This is a genomic window from Dyadobacter sp. OTU695 (assembly GCF_038440355.1).
GTDB lineage: Bacteria > Bacteroidota > Bacteroidia > Cytophagales > Spirosomataceae > Dyadobacter.
In genome coordinates, this window is sequence record NZ_JASATN010000011.1 from 193804 (window position 1) to 212678 (window position 18875).

The following is an 18875-nucleotide window of genomic DNA, read 5'->3' on the forward strand; positions in this document are numbered from 1 at the left end:
TTAAGCGTTTGTAATCAGAAAAGCCCCTGCGAAGACGCAGGGGCTTTCTTAGTTGATGAAGTTTTTGAAATAATCCTAGTTTACATCGATTTCCTGTGCAGGTTTCTCCGAGCCGGGTACGATCGGCAGCGTCAGTTGCAGGATGCCGTTGTTATACTGGGCGCTGATGTTTTTGGTATCGACGGTAGTATCGATCATGAACGTCCGCTGGAACGAGCTTTTGCTGAATTCCTGTCTTATCCAGTTGCGCTTCTCGCCCAGGTTATCTTTGAGCTCATAGGAAATGGTAAGTTCCAATCCCTGGACGTTGATTTTAAAATCCTCCTTGCTGCGGTCGGGCGCGAATATGAGCATTTCGTAGCTCGTGTCGTTTTTGACAATGTTAACGGGTACGCGAAACTCGCGCTGCGGGCCGAATGGCCTGCCAAAATGGTCGTGGCGCATTCCAAAGCCGCGACGTCCGAATCTGTTATCACACATAATAGTTGATGAATTGTTTGATGAATGAATATGCATTGTTTATACTTTTTGAGGCGAATAACCGAACGGGTCGGCAAGGTATTCCCTCGGGCGTTCGCCAAAATCGCCGTGGGGATAGTCGTAGAAGCTGGCATGGTAGCGGCGCCATCTGCGGTATCGCCTTCTAGCTATAAATCTGAAAATCAAGCCGAAAAACAGAAAGAAAAAGAATACCTTAAAAATCAGAAAAGGAAGCGCGAAGAAGAACAGTCCTGCCAGGACCGCAGCCCCTATTGTTTTTAGAATGACGATGAACATGGTCTTTGTTGTCTGGTTCGATGATAATATGTGCCAATTTGCGGCTACATGATTACAGACGTCCGGCGAAAGAAATTACTTTAAAGTGGTAGGAAAAATAAAACCCGGCTTGCGGGCCGGGTTAGTGACTATCATATGTTTTCGGGTGGCTTCCTTCGCCGGTTCCACATTTCCTGGCGGAACTTGATACGCTCTTCGTCGGTCATTTGCATCCATTTGTTTTTCCACGCGAGGATCTCTTCGCGACGTCCGCGGCCGAAACGCCGGTTGAACCGCTCCCATTTGTTGTGGTACGGGTGATGGCCCGGCCCTCTGAAACCTCCGAAGAGTACCTTGCATAAAACGAACAAACCTACCGCCTGCCAGTAGCTGATAGGGTTAAAGTTGGCCGCAGCGGGCAGAATGGCATTCCAAAGCCATTGCACAATTGCTCCGAAGGCGAGTGCTGCGATCAGGATAAAAACCGGCAGCGCAAGCCGAAATCTTCTACCTCTGTTTTGCGGGTTCATCATGGTCGACAAATTTAATAATTTACAAACTCCCGGTACACACTTTCGAGCCGTTCGCGAAGATGGCGGACCGCGTAGCGTTTACGGGAAATTAAGGTTTTGATATTTTCTCCGGTACGATCGGCGATCTCCTGAAAGGTCTGGTCTTCGAGTTCGTTCCATATAAACACTTGCCGCTGGTTTTCCGGAAGTTCGTCCAGGGCAATGTTGAGTTGTTCCCAGAAAAGGTCTTTCAAATAGGCGGATTCAGGTGTATTGTCGTCGGCAAGTAGGATGTCCTTGAAATGGAATTCGCCATCCTCGTCTTCATAGCCAAAATCTTCGAGCGATTCCGGCTTCTGTTTACGGTATTTGTCGATGATCCGGTTACGTGCCACGCGGTACAGCCAGCTACTCATCTGCTCGATCGCCTCTATCTCCGGAACGGTGCTAAGCTGGTACCAAACATCCTGCAAAATGTCCTCGGCATCCTCATCGGTATTGACGCGTTGCCGGATGAATCCCAGCAATTGCTTGCCATAGGATGTGACGGTTTGGATGATATTTGGCTTTTTCTGCGACAAACGGACTTTTTGAACTATTACAGATTGGCAGACGGCTGACGTTCGGAAATACTTTAAATGGTAATGATATTTTTGTTTCGGAAAGCGCGAATTGACACTAAGTCAAAGAGGTTCGTGTCTATTCGCGGCCGCTGCGGTGCCTTCGTGGTAAATCCTACTAACTGAGTATACTGTTTAAAAATATTCAAAAAGTGCAAAATATTACAATTGTACTATTCCAATGATACTGGCAGATTTCAAACGACTTGCTGTATTTTTCCTATAATCATATAACTATTCCAATATTTATAGATCATTGAAAAAAGAACTTTGGCTTGTCTAAATCGGTCTTATTGACTTTTAATCACAATGTTGGATACCTTTGTAATGTCCAAAGAGCAAAAATCGATAACGAACAGTCGCTTTAAGAGCTTAAACAGGTAAATGCCTGAAAAGTACAAATTGGTAACATTGAATCAGACATTAAACATTAAAAATAAAATGAAAAAAACTATCTTGACAATCGCAGTTTTGGTGGGAGTATCAACTGCAAATCTTTCAATCGCTGCTGATAAAGTAAAAGAAAACAGCGCTTCTATCGAGCTGGTTTCGGGCGCAGAATTGAAATTCAAGCTGTCTCTTGAAAACGTGAAAGAAAGATCTTCACTGGTTATCAAAGACTACACAGGAACAATCGTTTACAGCACATCGATCCCTAAGTCTGAAAACTACACTAAGATTTTCGACCTGTCGAATCTTGCAGACGGAAATTACAGCTTCGTAATCAACAATGGCAGCGAAATCTCTACAAAGCCATTCGCGATCTCAACTGAGACAAAACGTCAGGTAACAGCCGTTATCAAATAATAGCGACCTGCTAATAGGCAACAAAAAAGGCAGTCCGGACTTTCGGGCTGCCTTTTGCTTGTTTATGGCGACGGTTAATAAGCCATTACTTTCTTTTCGCTGCTGCTCTGGAATGCCAGGTCGATGACCCGGCAGGTGCGTAAAACCTCTTCCGGCTTCACAGCCAGTTCGGCACCATTCACGACGGCGTCGTAAACATTTTGGTAAAACGGCATATAGTCGCCGGCTTCACTTTCCACAATCCCCGTAAATGCGGCGCTGTAAAGCTTGCCCCAGCGATCTTCGGGCTCCAAGCCCCACGGCTTTTCGGTAGGCAGCACGTTCTTGCGCAAAGTCTCTTCCTGCGGATCAAGGCCGCCTTTGATGAATGACCCTTTCGTGCCGTGCAGCACATAGCGCAAATGGTTTTCATACACCATCAGGCTCGATTTTACGATTACCGATTTGTCGGCATAACCGAGGCGAATGTCGAAATAATCATCGATTTCGCTGTTGGGACGGACAATTCGTATATCTGCCGTCACCGTTTCAGGCTCGCCGAACAGTACCAATGCCTGGTCGATCAAATGCGGGCCGAGGTTGTAAACATTGCCGCCCACGGGAACGGCACGTTCTTTCCATGAACCGGCCACAGCCTCGCGGTAGCGGTCGTACCGGCATTCGTATTCGATAATATCGCCCAATTTTCCTTCACCAAGCAGTTTTTTGATCGTAAGGAAGTCAGAATCCCAGCGGCGGTTTTGGTAAGCGGTCAGCACCAGACCTTTTTCTTTTGCGAGTTTCACCAACTCGCGGGCTTCCTCTTCGGTGGCCGAAAAGGGCTTTTCGATTACGACGTGCTTACCGTTTTCGAGCGCGTCCATCGCGTATTGGAAATGTGTGTCGTTGGGTGTGCATATGAAAACCAGGTCGATGGCCTCGTCACTGAGTAGCTCTTCCACTGACCGCGTATTATCGATCGTCGGGTCAAATTCCTGCGCTTCGTTTTTGGACCTTTCGACCACCGTTTTGATCTTGAAATTCGGGTTGGTACTCAGGAAAGGCGAATGGAAATATCGCCCCGACAAACCGAAACCGATTAAACCGACATTAAGAATTTTTGAAGGCATAGTTTTAAATTTTGCTTTGGCACAAAGGTAACCTTCCACGAAAACTGAGCAAGAAACCCGTGCAGGTTGTTAAGGATTGATGTTTGAGATTTTGGCTCGGAATACCCTTACGGCAACGCAAACGCCACATACCGGTCGCCGGATTTGGTATTCAACTTTCCGCCACCACAGGCTATGACGACATATTGCTTCCCATTCACTGAATAAGTACTTGCCGAAGCGTAACCAGCTGCCGGTAACGCAGCTTGCCACAATATTTTACCCGTTTCCTTATCGAACGCCCTGAACTGCTCGTCGCGGCTGGCGGCGATGAATATCAGGCCGCTTGCAGTTACCAGCGGACCTCCGTAGTTATCAGTGCCCGTGGGTGGAATGCCTTTGGCGGTCAGTTCTTTGTATTCGCCGAGCGGTACCTGCCATTTCCGCTGGCCGGTGTTCAGGTCGATGGCCGTTAATGTGCCCCAGGGCGGCTGACTTACCGGATAGCCATTCCGGTCGTACCAGCGGTTGTAGCCGGTATGCTGGTAGGGAACCTGGGTTTTGGAATTAATCGTAATGCTTTCCTGACGTTCCTGATTGGTAAGGTACGCGATGATTGCACTTCGCTCTGCTTCCGAAATGTGCGTAAATGACGGCATCATTCCCCGGCCATTCTTCAAAATCGCCTCAATCTGGACGGGTTTCAAACGTTTTTCCAGGTTCGCGAGCGAAGGGTAGGAGCCATCGTGGTTACCCATTTTATCGGCTCCATGGCAGGCAGCGCAGTTGATTTGGTAAAGTTCGGCGCCGGTTACGCCTGTCGTGTTTTTAGGGATTTCTTTTTTGATAAGTGACGTATAAACCGGGATTTCCTTGGCCGGGACGTACATTATACCGCCTGGATCGGTCGCGGCTCCTCCCCATTGTGCGCCGCCGTCCGTGCCGGGGTAGAAGATCGTCATGCTGGACGTGATGGGAATGTAGGCGCTGCCGGTTTTCGCTTTGGAAAGCAATTCGGTGAGCGAATCGCGGTCCGCGACAAATGCATTGAAATCTTTTGAAGTGAATGTCTGCCGGGTAAATGGGACTGGTAATGTGGGAACAGGCTGCGTAGCGCTTACTTTTTCGCCTTCGATGGCCGGGAAATTAAACGCTGTCTCCCGGATCGGGAACAGCGGTTTTCCGGTAACCCTGTCGAGAACGAATACGTAACCTTGCTTGGTCACCTGCACGACCGCATCTACGCGCTTGCCCTGGTGCGTGACGGTCACCAGGTTTGGCGGGCAGGGCGGGTCGCGGTCCCAGATGTCGTGGTGCACGAGCTGGTAATGCCACAAACGTTTGCCGGTTGCGGCATCGAGTGCGATGAGGCAGTTGGCAAAAAGGTTATTGCCCGGCCGGTTACCCCCGTAAAAATCATAGGCGGCCGAACCAGTGGGAATGTAAACGATCCCGCGGGCGCGGTCGATGGCCATACCTGCCCAGGCATTGGCGCCCCCGAAATGCTCCCGCGCATTGGCAGGCCACGTTTCGGATCCGAATTCGCCTTTGGCCGGAATCGTGCGGAACGTCCATGCCAGCTTGCCCGTACGCACATCATACGCACGTACATCCCCGAGGAGCGCTGTTTCGGACTCGTTAACCCTCGCTCCGGTGATCAGCAGGTTTTTATAAATCGTATTGGGCGTGTTGGGTGTCACATAGTCATCCGCACCGGGGCGCTCGATCCCGTTTTTAAGATTTATCCGGCCATTTTCGCCAAAGGTTCGTATCAAAGAGCCGTCGGCCGCATTCAATGCATAAATCCATTTTCCAGCCCCGAAAAAAATGCGATTTTCCCTGCCGTCTGACCAATATGTAACTCCGCGACTGGTAGTACCGCCATTGTCGGTAATATCGGTTTTCCAGATTTGCTGTCCCGTGGCTGCATTCAACGCGAATGCCTGTGTTCCCGCCGAAACACCATACAGAATGCCGTCAATCACGATGGGATTGCATTGCATTTGCGTCCGGTTGCGTGCCGTATCCGCACCGCCGGACGCGTACGTCCACGCGACTTTGAGTTGCGTTACATTATCTCTGGTGATCTGGCTCAAAGCTGAATAATGACTGCGGGCGCCATTACCATTGTATTCCGGCCAGTTCTGGTCGGTTGACTGTGTGCTGATCACAAAACCGGATAATGCAGCCCACAGTAGGATGGGTGTTAGTTTCATGGCATGCGGCCTGAAAGTTGGTTAAGCAGCTGCCCAGAGTTCTTTCAGCTTTTGCAAATCGCGTTTCATGGCATCGAAAACCACTTTTTTGTCCACCGTAATTTGGAACGCACCCTGATCGGCCCCGCCCAGCGGATATTCAAGGTGAAGGCAGATCGGTACATCCACTTTCAGGTCTTTCAGCAGTTTAAAATAGGTTTTAAAATCCACCATCCCTTCTCCCAACGGCACACTTTTCACAGCCCATTTACCACTATTATTCTTTTCCCAATAAAAATCCTTGATAACGATCGTCTTGATGTGCGGACGGATCAGGTTGAAACCCGTCTGCCAGGAAAGCCCGCCTTCGACAGTGGCGTGGCGGATGTCGTATTGCGCTCCCATTGTTTTGGGATTGGCTTTCTGAAGGATTTGCCAGATCTCGAACATCGATGCACCTACCATCCTCCCCGAATGGTTCTGGTAACAACCGTGAATACCCAGTTTATCATTGAGCTGACTCAATCCCGCCATTTTAGTACCGAACTCACCGAGCTGCTCTGGAATCGCTTTTTGTTCGTCATAGCGGTACCAGTTCATGCGGTAATATTTGAAACCTAGTTTTGCCGCCGTTTCAAGCAGTTTTTTGTCAACCGGGTTCGCGGCATCTTCCACAGCCGTACAAAACATTTGCGGCGCAAGCCCTACTTTCTTCATCGCTTCGACGGCGAGCGGAAGGTCGGTTTCTACTTTTTCGGGCAGCACATGGCCTTTGGGGCGTACAGTCAGATCGATACCATCGAAACCAAGCTCTTTGGCCACTTCCGCCATATCCTGGTAATTCAGGAATTGCAGGTGTTTAGAAAAAATATTGACTTTCAGGTCGTCTGCCACCCTGCTCGTCGGGTTTCCGAGCGATTCGTGTGTCAGTGAAGGGATTATACTGCCGGCGAGGGCACTATTAATGAGGAATTCTCTGCGCGATAGGCTCATGGGTTTGTTCAGGATTTGGTAATGATAAAACGATGTTTGCCTTTGGATTTTAATACTCTGCTCGTGAGTACAATGCGGGTGACCGGGTTGCCGTCCCATTTGGTTTTGAAACTGTTGTATTCCATGCCTTCGGTGGAAGGGAGTTCCGTGGAAACGGTCCAGGTCTTCGGATCATAAGTGAGCGAGACTGTTTTTTTACCGGAGGTCGTCAGGATGATTTTGCCTGGCGTGCCGGTATCGACTTTGCAAACAGTCATAAATATTTGCTGCAATGAGTCGGGTTTCTGTCTGAGGGCGTAATCATCGGATATTTCGACGGCATTTTTACTACGATTGAGCTTTACCAGGCGGTTCCAGTTTTGTACGCCCGCTTCCTGCGGATAAGCCGGAGCAATGTCCATCGCCAGCGAAGCTTCCTGTTCGGAGAGAGTGCTTTTGACGTTTCTCGCATTGAACTGCTTTCCGGCAGGCTGCCCGATCCCGTTAATGATCGGCAGGTTATGGTATTTCGATTGCGTAAACCAGAGCTCGTACCTTTTAGAAGAAAACGTCCGTGCCGTATAGTTACCGCGGCCGGCATCGACAATCACCGGTTCGCCATCGGCATACACAATAAAATCGCCGACGTCATTGTGGTTGTGACTTTCTGCATTGTGGCCGGCGTGTGTAGCGAGGTACAGGCCATTGCCGGAACGTGCGGTGAGTACTTCAATATCGGAAAGCCAGGATTGCGTAACGGGTTTGTATGTTTTCGCCTGATCCTGCTTCAATTCCGAAGTAGTGATCAGGTTCCAGACCTTCCTTGGACGCTGGTAGCCATTACCCCCGGTTATCGAGCCAAACTGGCCGTAAGCCCATTCGCCAAATGCCGTCAGTTCCGGGTCCTGAACGGCCTTCCCAAACCGGTAGAGCATTAGCCCGTCCGGTTTGAGTTTGGGATCGGCGTCGGCGAAATTGACGAAATAGTCGTTGGCGATATGGACTTTATAAATATAGGCGGCCATTTTACGGACCAGGTCGTGGTCGTAAATATTGATTTTCCCATTGGTAGCGCTTTCGAGGATCGCGAGGGCGTCGTAGGCACTTGCGCCGGCGGCAAACCAGTAGCTAGGTCCTTCGTCGCAGCCGCCGTCATCGCCCAGACTGTTGAAATACCGGTCGAGGAACACCATATACTGATAGGCATTATCCCTGCGCTTTTGGGCATCTTTTTCCAGCAGAAGATCGGCGATGAGTAGGTTGGAAACGATCCATGGGTTCCAGTTATTGACAGGGTTGTTGGTGCTCAGCCAGGTGTAGCGTTTGGCGTCTTTCAGCGGTTCGAATATCTTTCTATTGGTTTCAAAATAAATGCGCGGCCTGACGAGCGGGGACATTTTATCCAGTTTTGAGCCCAGAAAATAGTCCGTGAGTGCGAGTACTCCGGCCGTTTCTGCGCCAAACAGATCGACCGTCGGGTCCTGCACGTCGGGGAGGCCATTTTTGGCCTTTTGTGTGTTCAAATGCGCGGGTACGCCCCAGTAAGTTTCTTCGCAAATGGCCCATACGGAGTTCAAAATGGCCTCCATGAACCGGTCTTTGTCTTCCACCACTTCGGCCAGCACAAGGGCCATTAATTGATTCCTTCGCCCGAACGAAGCCGCTGCGTGGCGTTCGCGATCGCCACTGCGGGTGAAGTCGAGCAGAAGGCTTGCGGTAACCAGCGGAATGGGCTTTTCGAGCGCGTCTTCACCTGCTTTGAGGATTCGGGCGAGTTCGGCCGGGTCGGTTTTGCTGCGCCATTCTTCGGGAGTTTTAGGATATGGTGTCCATTTGTCAATCGGAATCAGGGCTTCGCTGAATGCGCTTTGCGTGTATTTCTGTGCTAAAATGTTGCGCTGAGTGACCTGGGCACCGGCATGCTGCACGCCTGTGGGCAATGCGATCGCCAGGGCAAACGCCAGTAGTAGTCTGATCATAACGCTGTGGTTTAGGAAGTTGAATGTAATTGAATATAAGACTCCATTACTCAGTAGAATCACTTACTTCGGCCTTTAATTTAAATTTAAATAGTACAAATTCCTGAAAAAATATGAACACTGAACGTTTGAGCCGCCGCGATTTCCTGAAAGCAGGTGCCGTTGTTTCTTCCTTCATGATCGTGCCCCGGCATGTGCTCGGGCGAGGTTACCGGGCGCCTAGCGATATGGTCACGCTGGGTTTTATCGGCTGCGGGCGGCAGAGTGGCGGTTTGCGCAACCGCTTCCTGGATACGCAGGAAACGCGCATTATTGCCGCCTCGGACGTTTACGCGATCAAGCAGGATACGTTTGTGCATGCGACCAACAAATGGTATTCAGAAAAGCTCGGAGAGGGTACTTATAAGGCTGCGACGGGTATCAAAGACTTCCGGGAGCTGCTTTCGAGAAAGGATATTGATGCTGTGGTCATTGCGGCGCCGGATCATTGGCATGCAGCGATGTCGGTACGCGCGGCCGAGGCGGGAAAGGATATTTATTGCGAAAAGCCCCTTTCCTTGACGGTTAGGGAGGGGCGGGCTATGGTGAATGCCACCCGAAAGCATAACCGCGTGTTCCAGACCGGAAGCATGCAGCGTTCGGCGCCGGAATTCACAAAAGCGGTGCAACTGGTACGGAGCGGCACCATCGGAACAGTGAAAAAAGTGTATGTAAATGTAGGCGGGCCGCCAAAAGTGTGGGACTTGCAGGGCGAAACAAAGCCAGAAGGACTCGACTGGGAGCTGTGGATGGGGCCTAATACCATTGAAAGGCCTTACAATAATGAGCTCGCGCCGACTATGGATGCCAAGTTTTGGCCTAAATGGCGCGATTACGTCGAGTTTGGCGGAGGAGGTATGACCGACTGGGGTGCGCACATGTTCGACATCGCGCAATGGGGACTGAATATGGATGCCAGCGGACCCACTGAACTGGTGTATTCCGAACCTGGCAAAGGTTTGGTCTATAAATATGCTAATGGCGCAGAGATCGTACACCGCCCGATGGAAGGCAAGCAGCATTGCCATTTCGTCGGCTCCGACGGCGAGGTTTTCGTAGCACGCGGAGAGCTGAGAACGACGCCGGAGCCGTTGAAAGAAAAGGTCTTTAATGAGGGTGATGCCGGCGTTTACGTTAGTACCAACCATTACAAGGACTTCCTGAATGCGATCCGGACAAGGAAGCCGCCTATTTGTGACGTAGAAACCGGGCACAGGACAGCATCGGTTTGCAACATCGGCAACATCGCGTACGGGTTGGGGCGTTCGCTGAAATGGGATCCGGTTAAGGAAGATTTCGAAGGGGATAAAAAAGCCAGCCAGCTTCTGGGCCGCCCGATGCGTAAAGAATGGAAAGTCTGATGCCGTAGAAGGCATAAAATTACCGCGGGTTTTTCCAAATTGTGTATTTTTGTAACATGATTGGACAACCCACGGTTATTCGTTTTAAAGAACTCGACGAGCTTGGACGCGTATCCGAAGCACTTTTGGGGCTTGGTGCGGAAACGCCCGTCTGGCTCTTCGAAGGCCAGATGGGAGCCGGTAAAACGACGCTCATCAAGGCATTGTGCAGCCATCTCGGGGTTACCACGCACGTGCAGAGCCCCACTTTCTCGCTGGTGAATGAATATGACGCGGGGGGCAGAACAATCTATCATTTTGATTTTTACAGGATTAAGGACGAAACGGAAGCCCTGGACATGGGCGTGGAAGAGTATTTCGATTCGGGGGATTTCTGCTTTGTCGAATGGCCGGGTAAGGTGGAGAGCCTTTGGCCGCTCAATTATATGCAGCTGCATCTGGAAGCAGATGAGAGTGGCATGAGAATATTGGAAGTTACCAGGGTATAAGAGGTCACATTTAGTTAGTTACAGTTTCACTTTCATTTTGCTAGTCAATGGCACAACCTCAGATTACCGGTTTTGAAGAGCTCGCCAAGCAGTCGGTGCTGTACCCCCAGGAATCATTAATGGCCGTCCGGAAGGACCAGAACTCACTGCATATCGGCTTGCCGAGGGAGGTTTCGTTACAGGAAAACCGCATCGCGCTCACGCCCGACGCGGTGGCTATCCTGGTCAGGAACGGGCATGAAGTATGGGTAGAGAAGGACGCAGGCAAAGGAGCCAACCTCTCCGACCATGAATACAGTGAGGCAGGCGCGAAGATCGTCAGCAGCCCCAAAGAGGTGTACCAGGCCAATGTGATCCTGAAAGTGGAACCGCTGGTGGAAGAGGAGTTTGGTTATGTAAAATCTGGTACGACGCTGATTTCCGCGCTCAACCTTCCCGCTTTGGAAAAGCAGTATTTTGAAAAACTCAATGAACTGAAAATAACGGGCATCGGCTATGAGCTGATCGAGGACAAGGTGGGAGGGAAGCCCATTATCCGGGCCATGGGCGAGATCGCCGGCAGCACCGTGCTGCTGATTGCAGCCGAATATCTGTCCACACCGAATGGCGGCCGGGGCGTTATCCTCGGGGGCATTACCGGCGTGCCGCCGACGAAGATTGTGATCCTGGGAGCAGGCACGGTAGCGGAGTATGCTACACGCGCTGCCCTGAGCCTGGGCGCGGACGTGAAGGTTTTTGACAAACATATTTATCGCCTGCAAAGGTTGAAATACTCGATCGGGCAAAACCTGTACACGTCCATTATCGATTCCGAAACGCTGGCGGAGGCAATAGGCCGCGCAGATGTGGTGATCGGTACCATGCGCGCCGAAAACGGCCTGAGCCCGATGGTGGTAACACGAGAAATGGTATCGAAGCTGAAACCGGGTTCAGTGATTATCGACGTGAGCATCGATCAGGGCGGGTCGTTTGAAACCTCGCGTATGACGACGCACAAGAACCCGATTTTCAAGTATAATGAAGTCATTCACTATTGCGTACCCAACATCCCGTCGCGCGTGGCGCACACGGCGAGCACGGCGCTTAGCAATGTATTTTTGCCATTTTTGCTGCAAACGGGTACAATTGGCGGAATAGAAGAAATGATTTATGCCAATCGTTGGTTTATGAAAGGAGTGTATTGCCACAAAGGCACCCTCACCAATTCCCACATAGCCCGCAGCTTTAATATGAGGTATAAGGATCTGACGTTGCTGCTGGCGGCGAGAATGTGAAGGGGCTTTAAGCCGTAAGCCTTAGGCTTTAAGCTTTATGTATTTTTTAACAATTAAACTTATCTGTACTGATTGGGCAATTAGCTTACAGCCTACTGCTTATAGCTTATAGCTTATAGCTTACAGCCTACTGCATACAGCATATTACAAATATGATCAACAACAGCAATGAAAACACCCTGATGGATGATGCGAATTCTCCGGATTTGAATCAGAAATTGATGGGATATATATCGCAGGATTTTGTCAAGGTCGCCGACCAGCTTAAAGAGGCTTCATACCAGATCCGCAAACGCGGGTTTTCAGACTACCCGATTTTTGCCGTAACCAACAACGAGGTCGATCTGGGAGTGCTGCTTTTCGATTCGAGCGAGCTGACGAATAATTATGTTTACAAAGCGTCTTATCTTCAGGAATTTGTCGACCGCAAGCTCATCGGGGAAGAATCGGTGCTGCTTTTTACGGAGAATTACAAAAATCCGGAAGAATTCTGCTGCCTGTTTGCGCTGATCGGGGAGTTTTCGGGTTTCGTGTACGTGCCTTATCCCGAAGATTAGCCCGCGGGTGTCGGTTGAAAATTGGTGCAAGGCCGCTAAATAAACAGTTGGAACGCTTACTGGATCGTGGGGATCGGGTTCCCGGATTTTGTTTTAGTTTTATAAATTAATAATTTGAAACTCAGCTAAAAAATCCCCCGTCTATGGAATCTAAACTACTTCTCGAGAAGGAACTCGAGCCAATTTTCCTTCAAAAATTTCCGCCATTTTCAGAGAGTGTTAAGGAATTTCTCGTGCAATATGGTCCTTACATTATCCTGGTGCTTTCTGTTATCGGCATACTGGGCTTGCTCACGGCGTTGGGCTTAGGTGGCGCGGTATTAGGGATGGGGGGGGTTACGGCGGGTATTGCATTCAACGCTTACGTAGGTATCGCAATCGGTATCGTAACGCTGGTGATGTATCTGATGGCCTTTTCACCGCTTAAAGCGCGCAAAAGGGCTGGTTGGAACTTGCTTTATTACGCATTGCTGCTAGGCCTGATAAGCAATCTTATTCAATTGTACCTACTGGGCTTTATAGTGGGCGGTCTTCTCGGTTTCTGGGTTCTTTTCCAGATCCGCGAAAAATACGCTTAAATATTAACGGACATGTTCCGGGCGAAGCGGGCGGATTATTCCGCCCGCTTTTTATTTTTGCCTTTGATCAGCCAAATGAGGCTTTTATACTTGTGGTTGCCGCGCGCCGGGAAATTACTTCGCATATTTGCGTTTACACCGTTTAGAGATTTATGAACATCATAGAGGTAAGGAATGTAACGAAAGAATATTCCAGCCATACCGCCCTGGACAACGTCAGCGTATCTATTCCCAAGGGCTGCATTTTCGGGCTTTTGGGGCCGAACGGGGCGGGAAAAACGTCGCTGATCCGCATTATCAACCAGATCACCGGCCCTGATAGCGGACAAGTGTTGTTCGACGGTGTTCCGCTTAACCCCGACCATATTTCGAGGATCGGTTATCTGCCAGAGGAGCGCGGACTTTACAAAAAAATGAAGGTGGGAGAGCAGCTGCTTTATCTTGCGCAGCTCAAAGGCCTTTCGCAAAAGGAGGCGATGGAGAAGCTGAAAACCTGGTTTATTAAATTTGACATCAAAACCTGGTGGGATAAGACGATCGGCGACCTATCGAAGGGAATGCAGCAAAAGGTGCAGTTCGTTTCGACCGTCCTGCACGAGCCTGATCTGATCATTCTCGACGAACCATTCTCCGGTTTCGACCCGATCAACGCCAATCTCATCCGCGATGAAATTCTGGAACTGAAACAAAAGGGCAGTACCATTATTTTTTCCACCCATAGAATGGAAACCGTGGAGGAGCTCTGCGATCATATTGCGTTGATCCATAAGTCGCGCAAGGTACTCGACGGTCCCAAAAGGGAGATCAAGGAGCAATTCAAGACGCATACTTATTTTGTTGAATACAAAGGACATCTCGATGAACTGGACCCGATTTACCAGATACTCGACCAAAAAATAACCGAAGACGGCTACATCCGCTCCAATATTCATCTGGATGGTGACACGAACGCCAATGCATTGCTGCTCAATCTGCTGTCAAAGGTCGAGATCCGCGCTTTTGGTGAGAACATTCCGACCATGAGCGAAATTTTTATGAAGGCCGTCAATGAAGTTCCGGAGGCGTAGCGCATTCCATTCACAGTGATTAATCCGAAACCCATGCGAAATATATTTCTGGTTATTAGAAGAGAATACCTGGTAAGGGTCAAAAAGAAGTCGTTCCTGATTATGACGCTGCTGGGACCGCTGCTTTTTGGGGCTTTCTACGGGACCGTATTCTGGGTAGCGATGAGTTCGATCGATACCAAAACAGTACAGGTGCTCGACGAAAGCGGGCTGTTCGGAAAGAAATTCAAAGATTCTGAAACGCTGAAATTTCAATTTATCAACAAAAGCATCGACTCTGCGAAAGCAGCGTTCCCGTCCAGCGAAGCCAATGCGCTCGTTTATATTCCCGCGAATGTGATCAAGGCGCCGAAGAGCGTGCGGATTTACGCAGCCAAGAATGTGAGCCTGGATTTGAAATCGGACATTGAGAAAGTTATTGAGAAGGAAATTGAAGACATTAAACTGGCAGAGGCGGGCATAACGCACCAAATTCTGGAAGATTCTCGCGTAAATGTCAGTTCCGAAACGATCAGCCTGAGCGAGGAAGGCGAAAAAACGAGCAATTCCGGAGCGGCGACCGTAATTGGCGGCATTTGTGCATTCCTGATCTATATGTCGGTATTCATTTACGGCACGCAGGTCATGCGCGGGATCACCGAGGAAAAGACCAGCCGGATCGTGGAAGTGATTATTTCGTCCGTGAAGCCGTTCCATTTGATGCTTGGCAAGATTATCGGCGTGGCATTGGTGGGTTTAACCCAGTTTGTATTGTGGATATTGCTTACTGCCGCGGTGACGAGCGCTACGACGGCCATTATCGGTGGCAGGATGTCCAAAGAATCTGTGCAGGTAGCGAAAGAAATGCAGAAAGCGCAAATGCCCGCGCAGGCCGCAGCGGCCGGTAACGTCGAAAACCCGGTAACTGAGGTGCTCAACGCTGTCGGAAGCCTCAATATTCCCCTGATCGTCGGGTGCTTCCTTTTCTATTACCTGGGTGGCTATTTGCTTTACAGCGCGTTGTTCGGAGCGGTGGGAGCGGCCGTGGACAACGACGCCGATACCCAGCAATTCATGCTTCCTATTACTTTGCCCATTATTTTCTCCTTCGTTTTTGCCCAATTCGTTCTCCGCGACCCCGATGGCACGCTGGCGTTCTGGACATCCATTATCCCGTTCACATCACCGATCATCATGATGGTGCGGATCCCCTTCGGTGTACCGGCTTGGGAGTTGGTACTGTCGATGATACTGCTGATACTGGGTTTTATGGGCACCACCTGGATCGCCGCCCGCATTTACCGGGTCGGCATTCTCATGTACGGGAAAAAAGTAAGTTACAGGGAATTGGTGAAGTGGATATTTTACAAATGACTTCGGCTGTCGGCTTTGAGCATGTTTGCAACTGACTTGGGCTTTGCCAAAGCAAAAGTTCGATAGCCGAAGTCTGAAAGCCGAAGTCCCCTTTAACGTTTTTTAAGATTCCCAAACCGTTGCTGTTGTGGTTATTTTGCTAATTTTGGCCGATCATTGATAGAACTGCTCAAAAAGAGTCGCCATCTTTGCGCATTGTGCATATAACTTTTTCAAATTTACCGTCTTTCAGATGACCCGTTTCAACCGTACCAACAACCTTACGGGTTGGATTGTCTTTGCTATTGCATTCATCACATACGCCCTTACAGTCGAACGTACTGCCAGCTTTTGGGATTGCGGGGAATTTATAGCCTGTGCATTCAAATTGCAGGTTCCTCACCCTCCCGGCGCTCCTTTCTTCCTGCTGATCGGCCGTATTTTCTCTCTTTTCGCATTAGGTGACCTGCTGAAAGTGGCATACTGGGTCAACATGGTGTCTGTATTGAGCAGCGCATTTACGATCCTCTTCCTATTCTGGACCATTACCTTGCTGGTTCGCAAGCTGGTTGCTAAAAGCGACGAAGAGCTTACCCAAGCGGATACGCTTCTTGTAATGGGTGCCGGTATCGTCGGTGCACTGGCTTATACCTGGTCCGATTCGTTCTGGTTTTCGGCAGTAGAGGCCGAGGTTTATGGATTGTCGTCCTTCTTTACAGCTATCGTCATCTGGGCCGTGTTCAAATGGGAGCGTATCCAGGATCCTGCGGCCGAGAACCGCTGGCTGATCCTGATCGCCTATCTGGTAGGGCTTTCTATCGGTGTTCACTTGTTGAACCTTGTAACAATCCCTGCGCTTGCACTGGTTTATTATTTCAAAAAATACGAGAAAACCAGTGTTTTAGGAGGTATTCTTGCATTTGTTGGTGGTCTGGTTGTTTTGGGGATCATCAACTCGGGTATCATTCCTGGCCTGCCGAGCGTAGCAGGTAAATTTGAAATATTCTTCGTAAATACTTTGGGGTTGCCCTACAAATCGGGGGTGATCTTTTTCATCATATTGTTTATCGGTTCGTTGATCTGGGGAATCCGTTTTTCCCAAAAGAAAGGCAATGTGCTGCTCAATACCAGCTTGCTTTCACTCGCATTTGTATTGATCGGATACGCCAGCTACCTGATGGTACTGGTACGTGCCGAATACAACCCGCCCATTAACGAAAACAATCCGAACGACGTACTGAGTTTCGTTTCTTACCTGAAACGTGAGCAATATGGCAGTCGTCCGTTGTTGTACGGGCCGTCATTCGTGTCGCGTCCGGTAAGCCAGAAACGTGGTGCGCCTATGTACCGCAAGCAGGATGGCAAATACGCGATTTATGATTACCGCCCTGAATACGAATACGAACCAGGGGCCAATATGCTGCTCCCGCGTATGTACAGCACGCAGCCAGGCCACCCGCAATTATACATGCAAATGACCGGTTTGGCGGAAGGTCAGAAACCGACCATGTCGCATAACCTCTCTTTCATGTTCTCCTACCAGATCGGCCACATGTACTGGCGGTATTTCCTCTGGAACTTCGTTGGGCGTGAAAGCGATGAAGAAGGCGCAGGTAATATGACGCCGTGGGATGTTTCTACAAAATACCCTGAGCCTATCGCAAAAAACAAGGCGCACGACAACTACTTTATGTTGCCGTTCCTGCTCGGATTGTTCGGTATTGTGATTTGCTATTTCCGGCAGAAACGCGATTTGCTGGTTTTGGGACTGTTATTTATCCTGACCGGCGTGGCGTTGGTCGTTTACCTCAATTCCCCGCCGACCGAGCCACGCGAGCGTGACTATATCTATGTAGGTTCTTTCTATATCTTCTGTATCTGGATCGGCTACGGCGTTATTGCCATTGCGGATGCGATCGGCAAGTTTGTAAAAAGCGGTACGGCCCGTGCGGGCGTTGCGACCGCCCTTGGTCTGGTAGTACCGGTTATTATGGGTACCAAAGGCTGGGATAACCACAACCGCGACCACCGTTACCACTCGGTTGATTTTGCTAAAAACCTGCTCAACTCCTGCGCGCCGAATGCGATCCTTTTCACAGGTGGCGATAACGACACTTTCCCATTGTGGTACGTGCAGGAAGTGGAAGGCTTCCGTACAGACGTACGTGTATGTAACCTGAGCCTTTTGGGTACCGACTGGTATATCGACCAGATGAAACGTCGCACCTACAAATCGGAAGCGCTACCGATCTCGCTCGACAAGAACAACTACGCATTTGGAAAGAACGATATTGTTCCATTCTATGAAATACCGAGTGTGAAAGCGGGTATCAACCTGAAAGAATATCTCGGACTGGTAAAACAGGAAAATAAGGCTATCCAGGTACCTTTGACCAGCGGTGATATGACCTCGATTCTGCCGTCGTCGGTATTGTTCCTGCCGGTGGATGCCGAGGCTGTGAAAAAGATGAATATCATCAAAAGCGACCTCGTTCCATTCGTGAGCGATTCGATCAGCTGGACGATCGGTAAAGGTGATTTGTACAAATCTGACCTGATCATGCTCGATATCATCGCTTCCAACGATTGGAAACGTCCTATTTACTTCTCATCAACCCTGGGCGGATCGAGCTACCTGAACCTGAAAGAATACATGCAGCTGGAAGGCTATGCCTACCGCCTGCTGCCGGTGAAAGTGCCGGGTGCAAGTGATGGTTACGTGAATGCCGACGTGATGTACAATAATCTGATGAACAAGATGTTCTGGCGCGATCTCGATAATTCGAACACTTATTATGACAATACGTACCTCGGCTCACCCGTGGCGACAGCGCGCATTGCATTCCTGCGCCTTACGGGCCAGCTCATCGCAGACGGTCGCAAGGAAGAAGCGAAAAAGGCCATTGAGCGCTCACTGACCACGATGCCCGACAAGAGCATTCCATACGACCAGTTCTCGGCCAACTTTATAGGCCCGTTGTTCGACCTGGGCGAAAGCAAGAAAGCACTTGAAATCGCTGAAACAATGGCCCACCGCGCCGACGAAGTATTAACCTGGGCAAAGAACAATTCGACCACCCGCCGCCGCGACAGCAATGTTTATCTATACATCATGCAAGTGATCGTACAGGAGTGCCGCGACGCGAAGCAGGAAGCCGCCGCGAAGAAATATGAAGCGATCTTCCAGAAGCATCTGGCTGCGTTTAATATGTATGGTGGAGGGCAGTAATAGAAAAGAAAAAGACGTCAA

General features: G+C 49.8%; 17 protein-coding genes. 9 read left to right on the forward strand and 8 right to left on the reverse strand.

Annotation, left to right across the window (positions count from 1 at the left end; translation table 11 throughout):
- Positions 1–75 precede the first annotated feature (75 nt).
- The 4 genes from AAHB90_RS20385 to AAHB90_RS20400 all read right to left on the reverse strand — a co-directional run bounded on the left by AAHB90_RS20385 (position 76) and on the right by AAHB90_RS20400 (position 1849).
- Positions 76–480: an Hsp20/alpha crystallin family protein gene (locus AAHB90_RS20385; protein ID WP_342087043.1), complete on the reverse strand. Its 405-nt coding sequence runs from the start codon at positions 478–480 to the stop codon at positions 76–78.
- Between the two features lie 39 nt (positions 481–519).
- On the reverse strand, positions 520–777 hold the full coding sequence (locus AAHB90_RS20390; RefSeq protein ID WP_342087044.1) for a hypothetical protein: 258 nt from the start codon (positions 775–777) through the stop codon (positions 520–522).
- A 131-nt stretch (positions 778–908) separates the two neighbouring features.
- On the reverse strand, positions 909–1289 hold the full coding sequence (locus AAHB90_RS20395; RefSeq protein WP_342087045.1) for a hypothetical protein: 381 nt from the start codon (positions 1287–1289) through the stop codon (positions 909–911).
- 11 nt (positions 1290–1300) lie between these two features.
- A complete protein-coding gene (locus AAHB90_RS20400) occupies positions 1301–1849 on the reverse strand; it encodes an RNA polymerase sigma factor (RefSeq protein WP_342087046.1) in 549 nt (182 codons plus the stop codon).
- 480 nt (positions 1850–2329) lie between these two features.
- Between AAHB90_RS20400 and AAHB90_RS20405 the strand changes: the two genes are divergently transcribed.
- The gene (locus AAHB90_RS20405) at positions 2330–2695 is read left to right on the forward strand and encodes a hypothetical protein (RefSeq protein ID WP_342087047.1); all 366 of its coding nucleotides are present in this window, start codon (positions 2330–2332) and stop codon (positions 2693–2695) included.
- Between the two features lie 74 nt (positions 2696–2769).
- Here the strand turns inward: AAHB90_RS20405 and AAHB90_RS20410 are convergent, their stop codons facing one another.
- From AAHB90_RS20410 to AAHB90_RS20425, 4 genes are all read right to left on the reverse strand, one after another.
- A complete protein-coding gene (locus tag AAHB90_RS20410; protein ID WP_342087048.1) occupies positions 2770–3804 on the reverse strand; it encodes a Gfo/Idh/MocA family oxidoreductase in 1035 nt (344 codons plus the stop codon).
- Between the two features lie 107 nt (positions 3805–3911).
- Positions 3912–5999, reverse strand: a complete 2088-nt coding sequence (locus AAHB90_RS20415; RefSeq protein ID WP_342087049.1) for an outer membrane protein assembly factor BamB family protein — start codon at positions 5997–5999, stop codon at positions 3912–3914.
- A 21-nt stretch (positions 6000–6020) separates the two neighbouring features.
- Positions 6021–6971: a sugar phosphate isomerase/epimerase family protein gene (locus tag AAHB90_RS20420; RefSeq protein ID WP_342087050.1), complete on the reverse strand. Its 951-nt coding sequence runs from the start codon at positions 6969–6971 to the stop codon at positions 6021–6023.
- Between the two features lie 8 nt (positions 6972–6979).
- Positions 6980–8929 carry a heparinase II/III domain-containing protein gene (locus AAHB90_RS20425; protein ID WP_342087051.1) on the reverse strand — a complete coding sequence of 650 codons (1950 nt, stop codon included), beginning with the start codon at positions 8927–8929 and terminating at the stop codon, positions 6980–6982.
- Positions 8930–9042: 113 nt separating this feature from the next.
- Here AAHB90_RS20425 and AAHB90_RS20430 point away from each other — a divergent pair, with 113 nt between their 5' ends.
- From AAHB90_RS20430 to AAHB90_RS20465, 8 genes are all read left to right on the forward strand, one after another.
- Entirely contained in the window at positions 9043–10329 is a 1287-nt protein-coding gene (locus tag AAHB90_RS20430; RefSeq protein ID WP_342087052.1) for a Gfo/Idh/MocA family protein, read from the forward strand.
- 56 nt (positions 10330–10385) lie between these two features.
- Entirely contained in the window at positions 10386–10817 is a 432-nt protein-coding gene (gene tsaE / locus AAHB90_RS20435) for a tRNA (adenosine(37)-N6)-threonylcarbamoyltransferase complex ATPase subunit type 1 TsaE (RefSeq protein ID WP_342087053.1), read from the forward strand.
- A gap of 47 nt (positions 10818–10864) precedes the next feature.
- A complete protein-coding gene (locus tag AAHB90_RS20440) occupies positions 10865–12091 on the forward strand; it encodes an alanine dehydrogenase (protein ID WP_342087054.1) in 1227 nt (408 codons plus the stop codon).
- A 152-nt stretch (positions 12092–12243) separates the two neighbouring features.
- Positions 12244–12648: a hypothetical protein gene (locus tag AAHB90_RS20445; protein ID WP_342087055.1), complete on the forward strand. Its 405-nt coding sequence runs from the start codon at positions 12244–12246 to the stop codon at positions 12646–12648.
- 143 nt (positions 12649–12791) lie between these two features.
- Complete coding sequence (locus tag AAHB90_RS20450; RefSeq protein ID WP_342087056.1) at positions 12792–13226, forward strand: hypothetical protein; 435 nt, start codon at positions 12792–12794, stop codon at positions 13224–13226.
- Between the two features lie 152 nt (positions 13227–13378).
- A complete protein-coding gene (locus AAHB90_RS20455; protein WP_342087057.1) occupies positions 13379–14293 on the forward strand; it encodes an ABC transporter ATP-binding protein in 915 nt (304 codons plus the stop codon).
- Positions 14294–14326: 33 nt separating this feature from the next.
- On the forward strand, positions 14327–15646 hold the full coding sequence (locus AAHB90_RS20460) for an ABC transporter permease (RefSeq protein ID WP_342087058.1): 1320 nt from the start codon (positions 14327–14329) through the stop codon (positions 15644–15646).
- 232 nt (positions 15647–15878) lie between these two features.
- Complete coding sequence (locus tag AAHB90_RS20465) at positions 15879–18854, forward strand: glycosyltransferase family 117 protein (RefSeq protein WP_342087059.1); 2976 nt, start codon at positions 15879–15881, stop codon at positions 18852–18854.
- Positions 18855–18875: the final 21 nt, after the last annotated feature.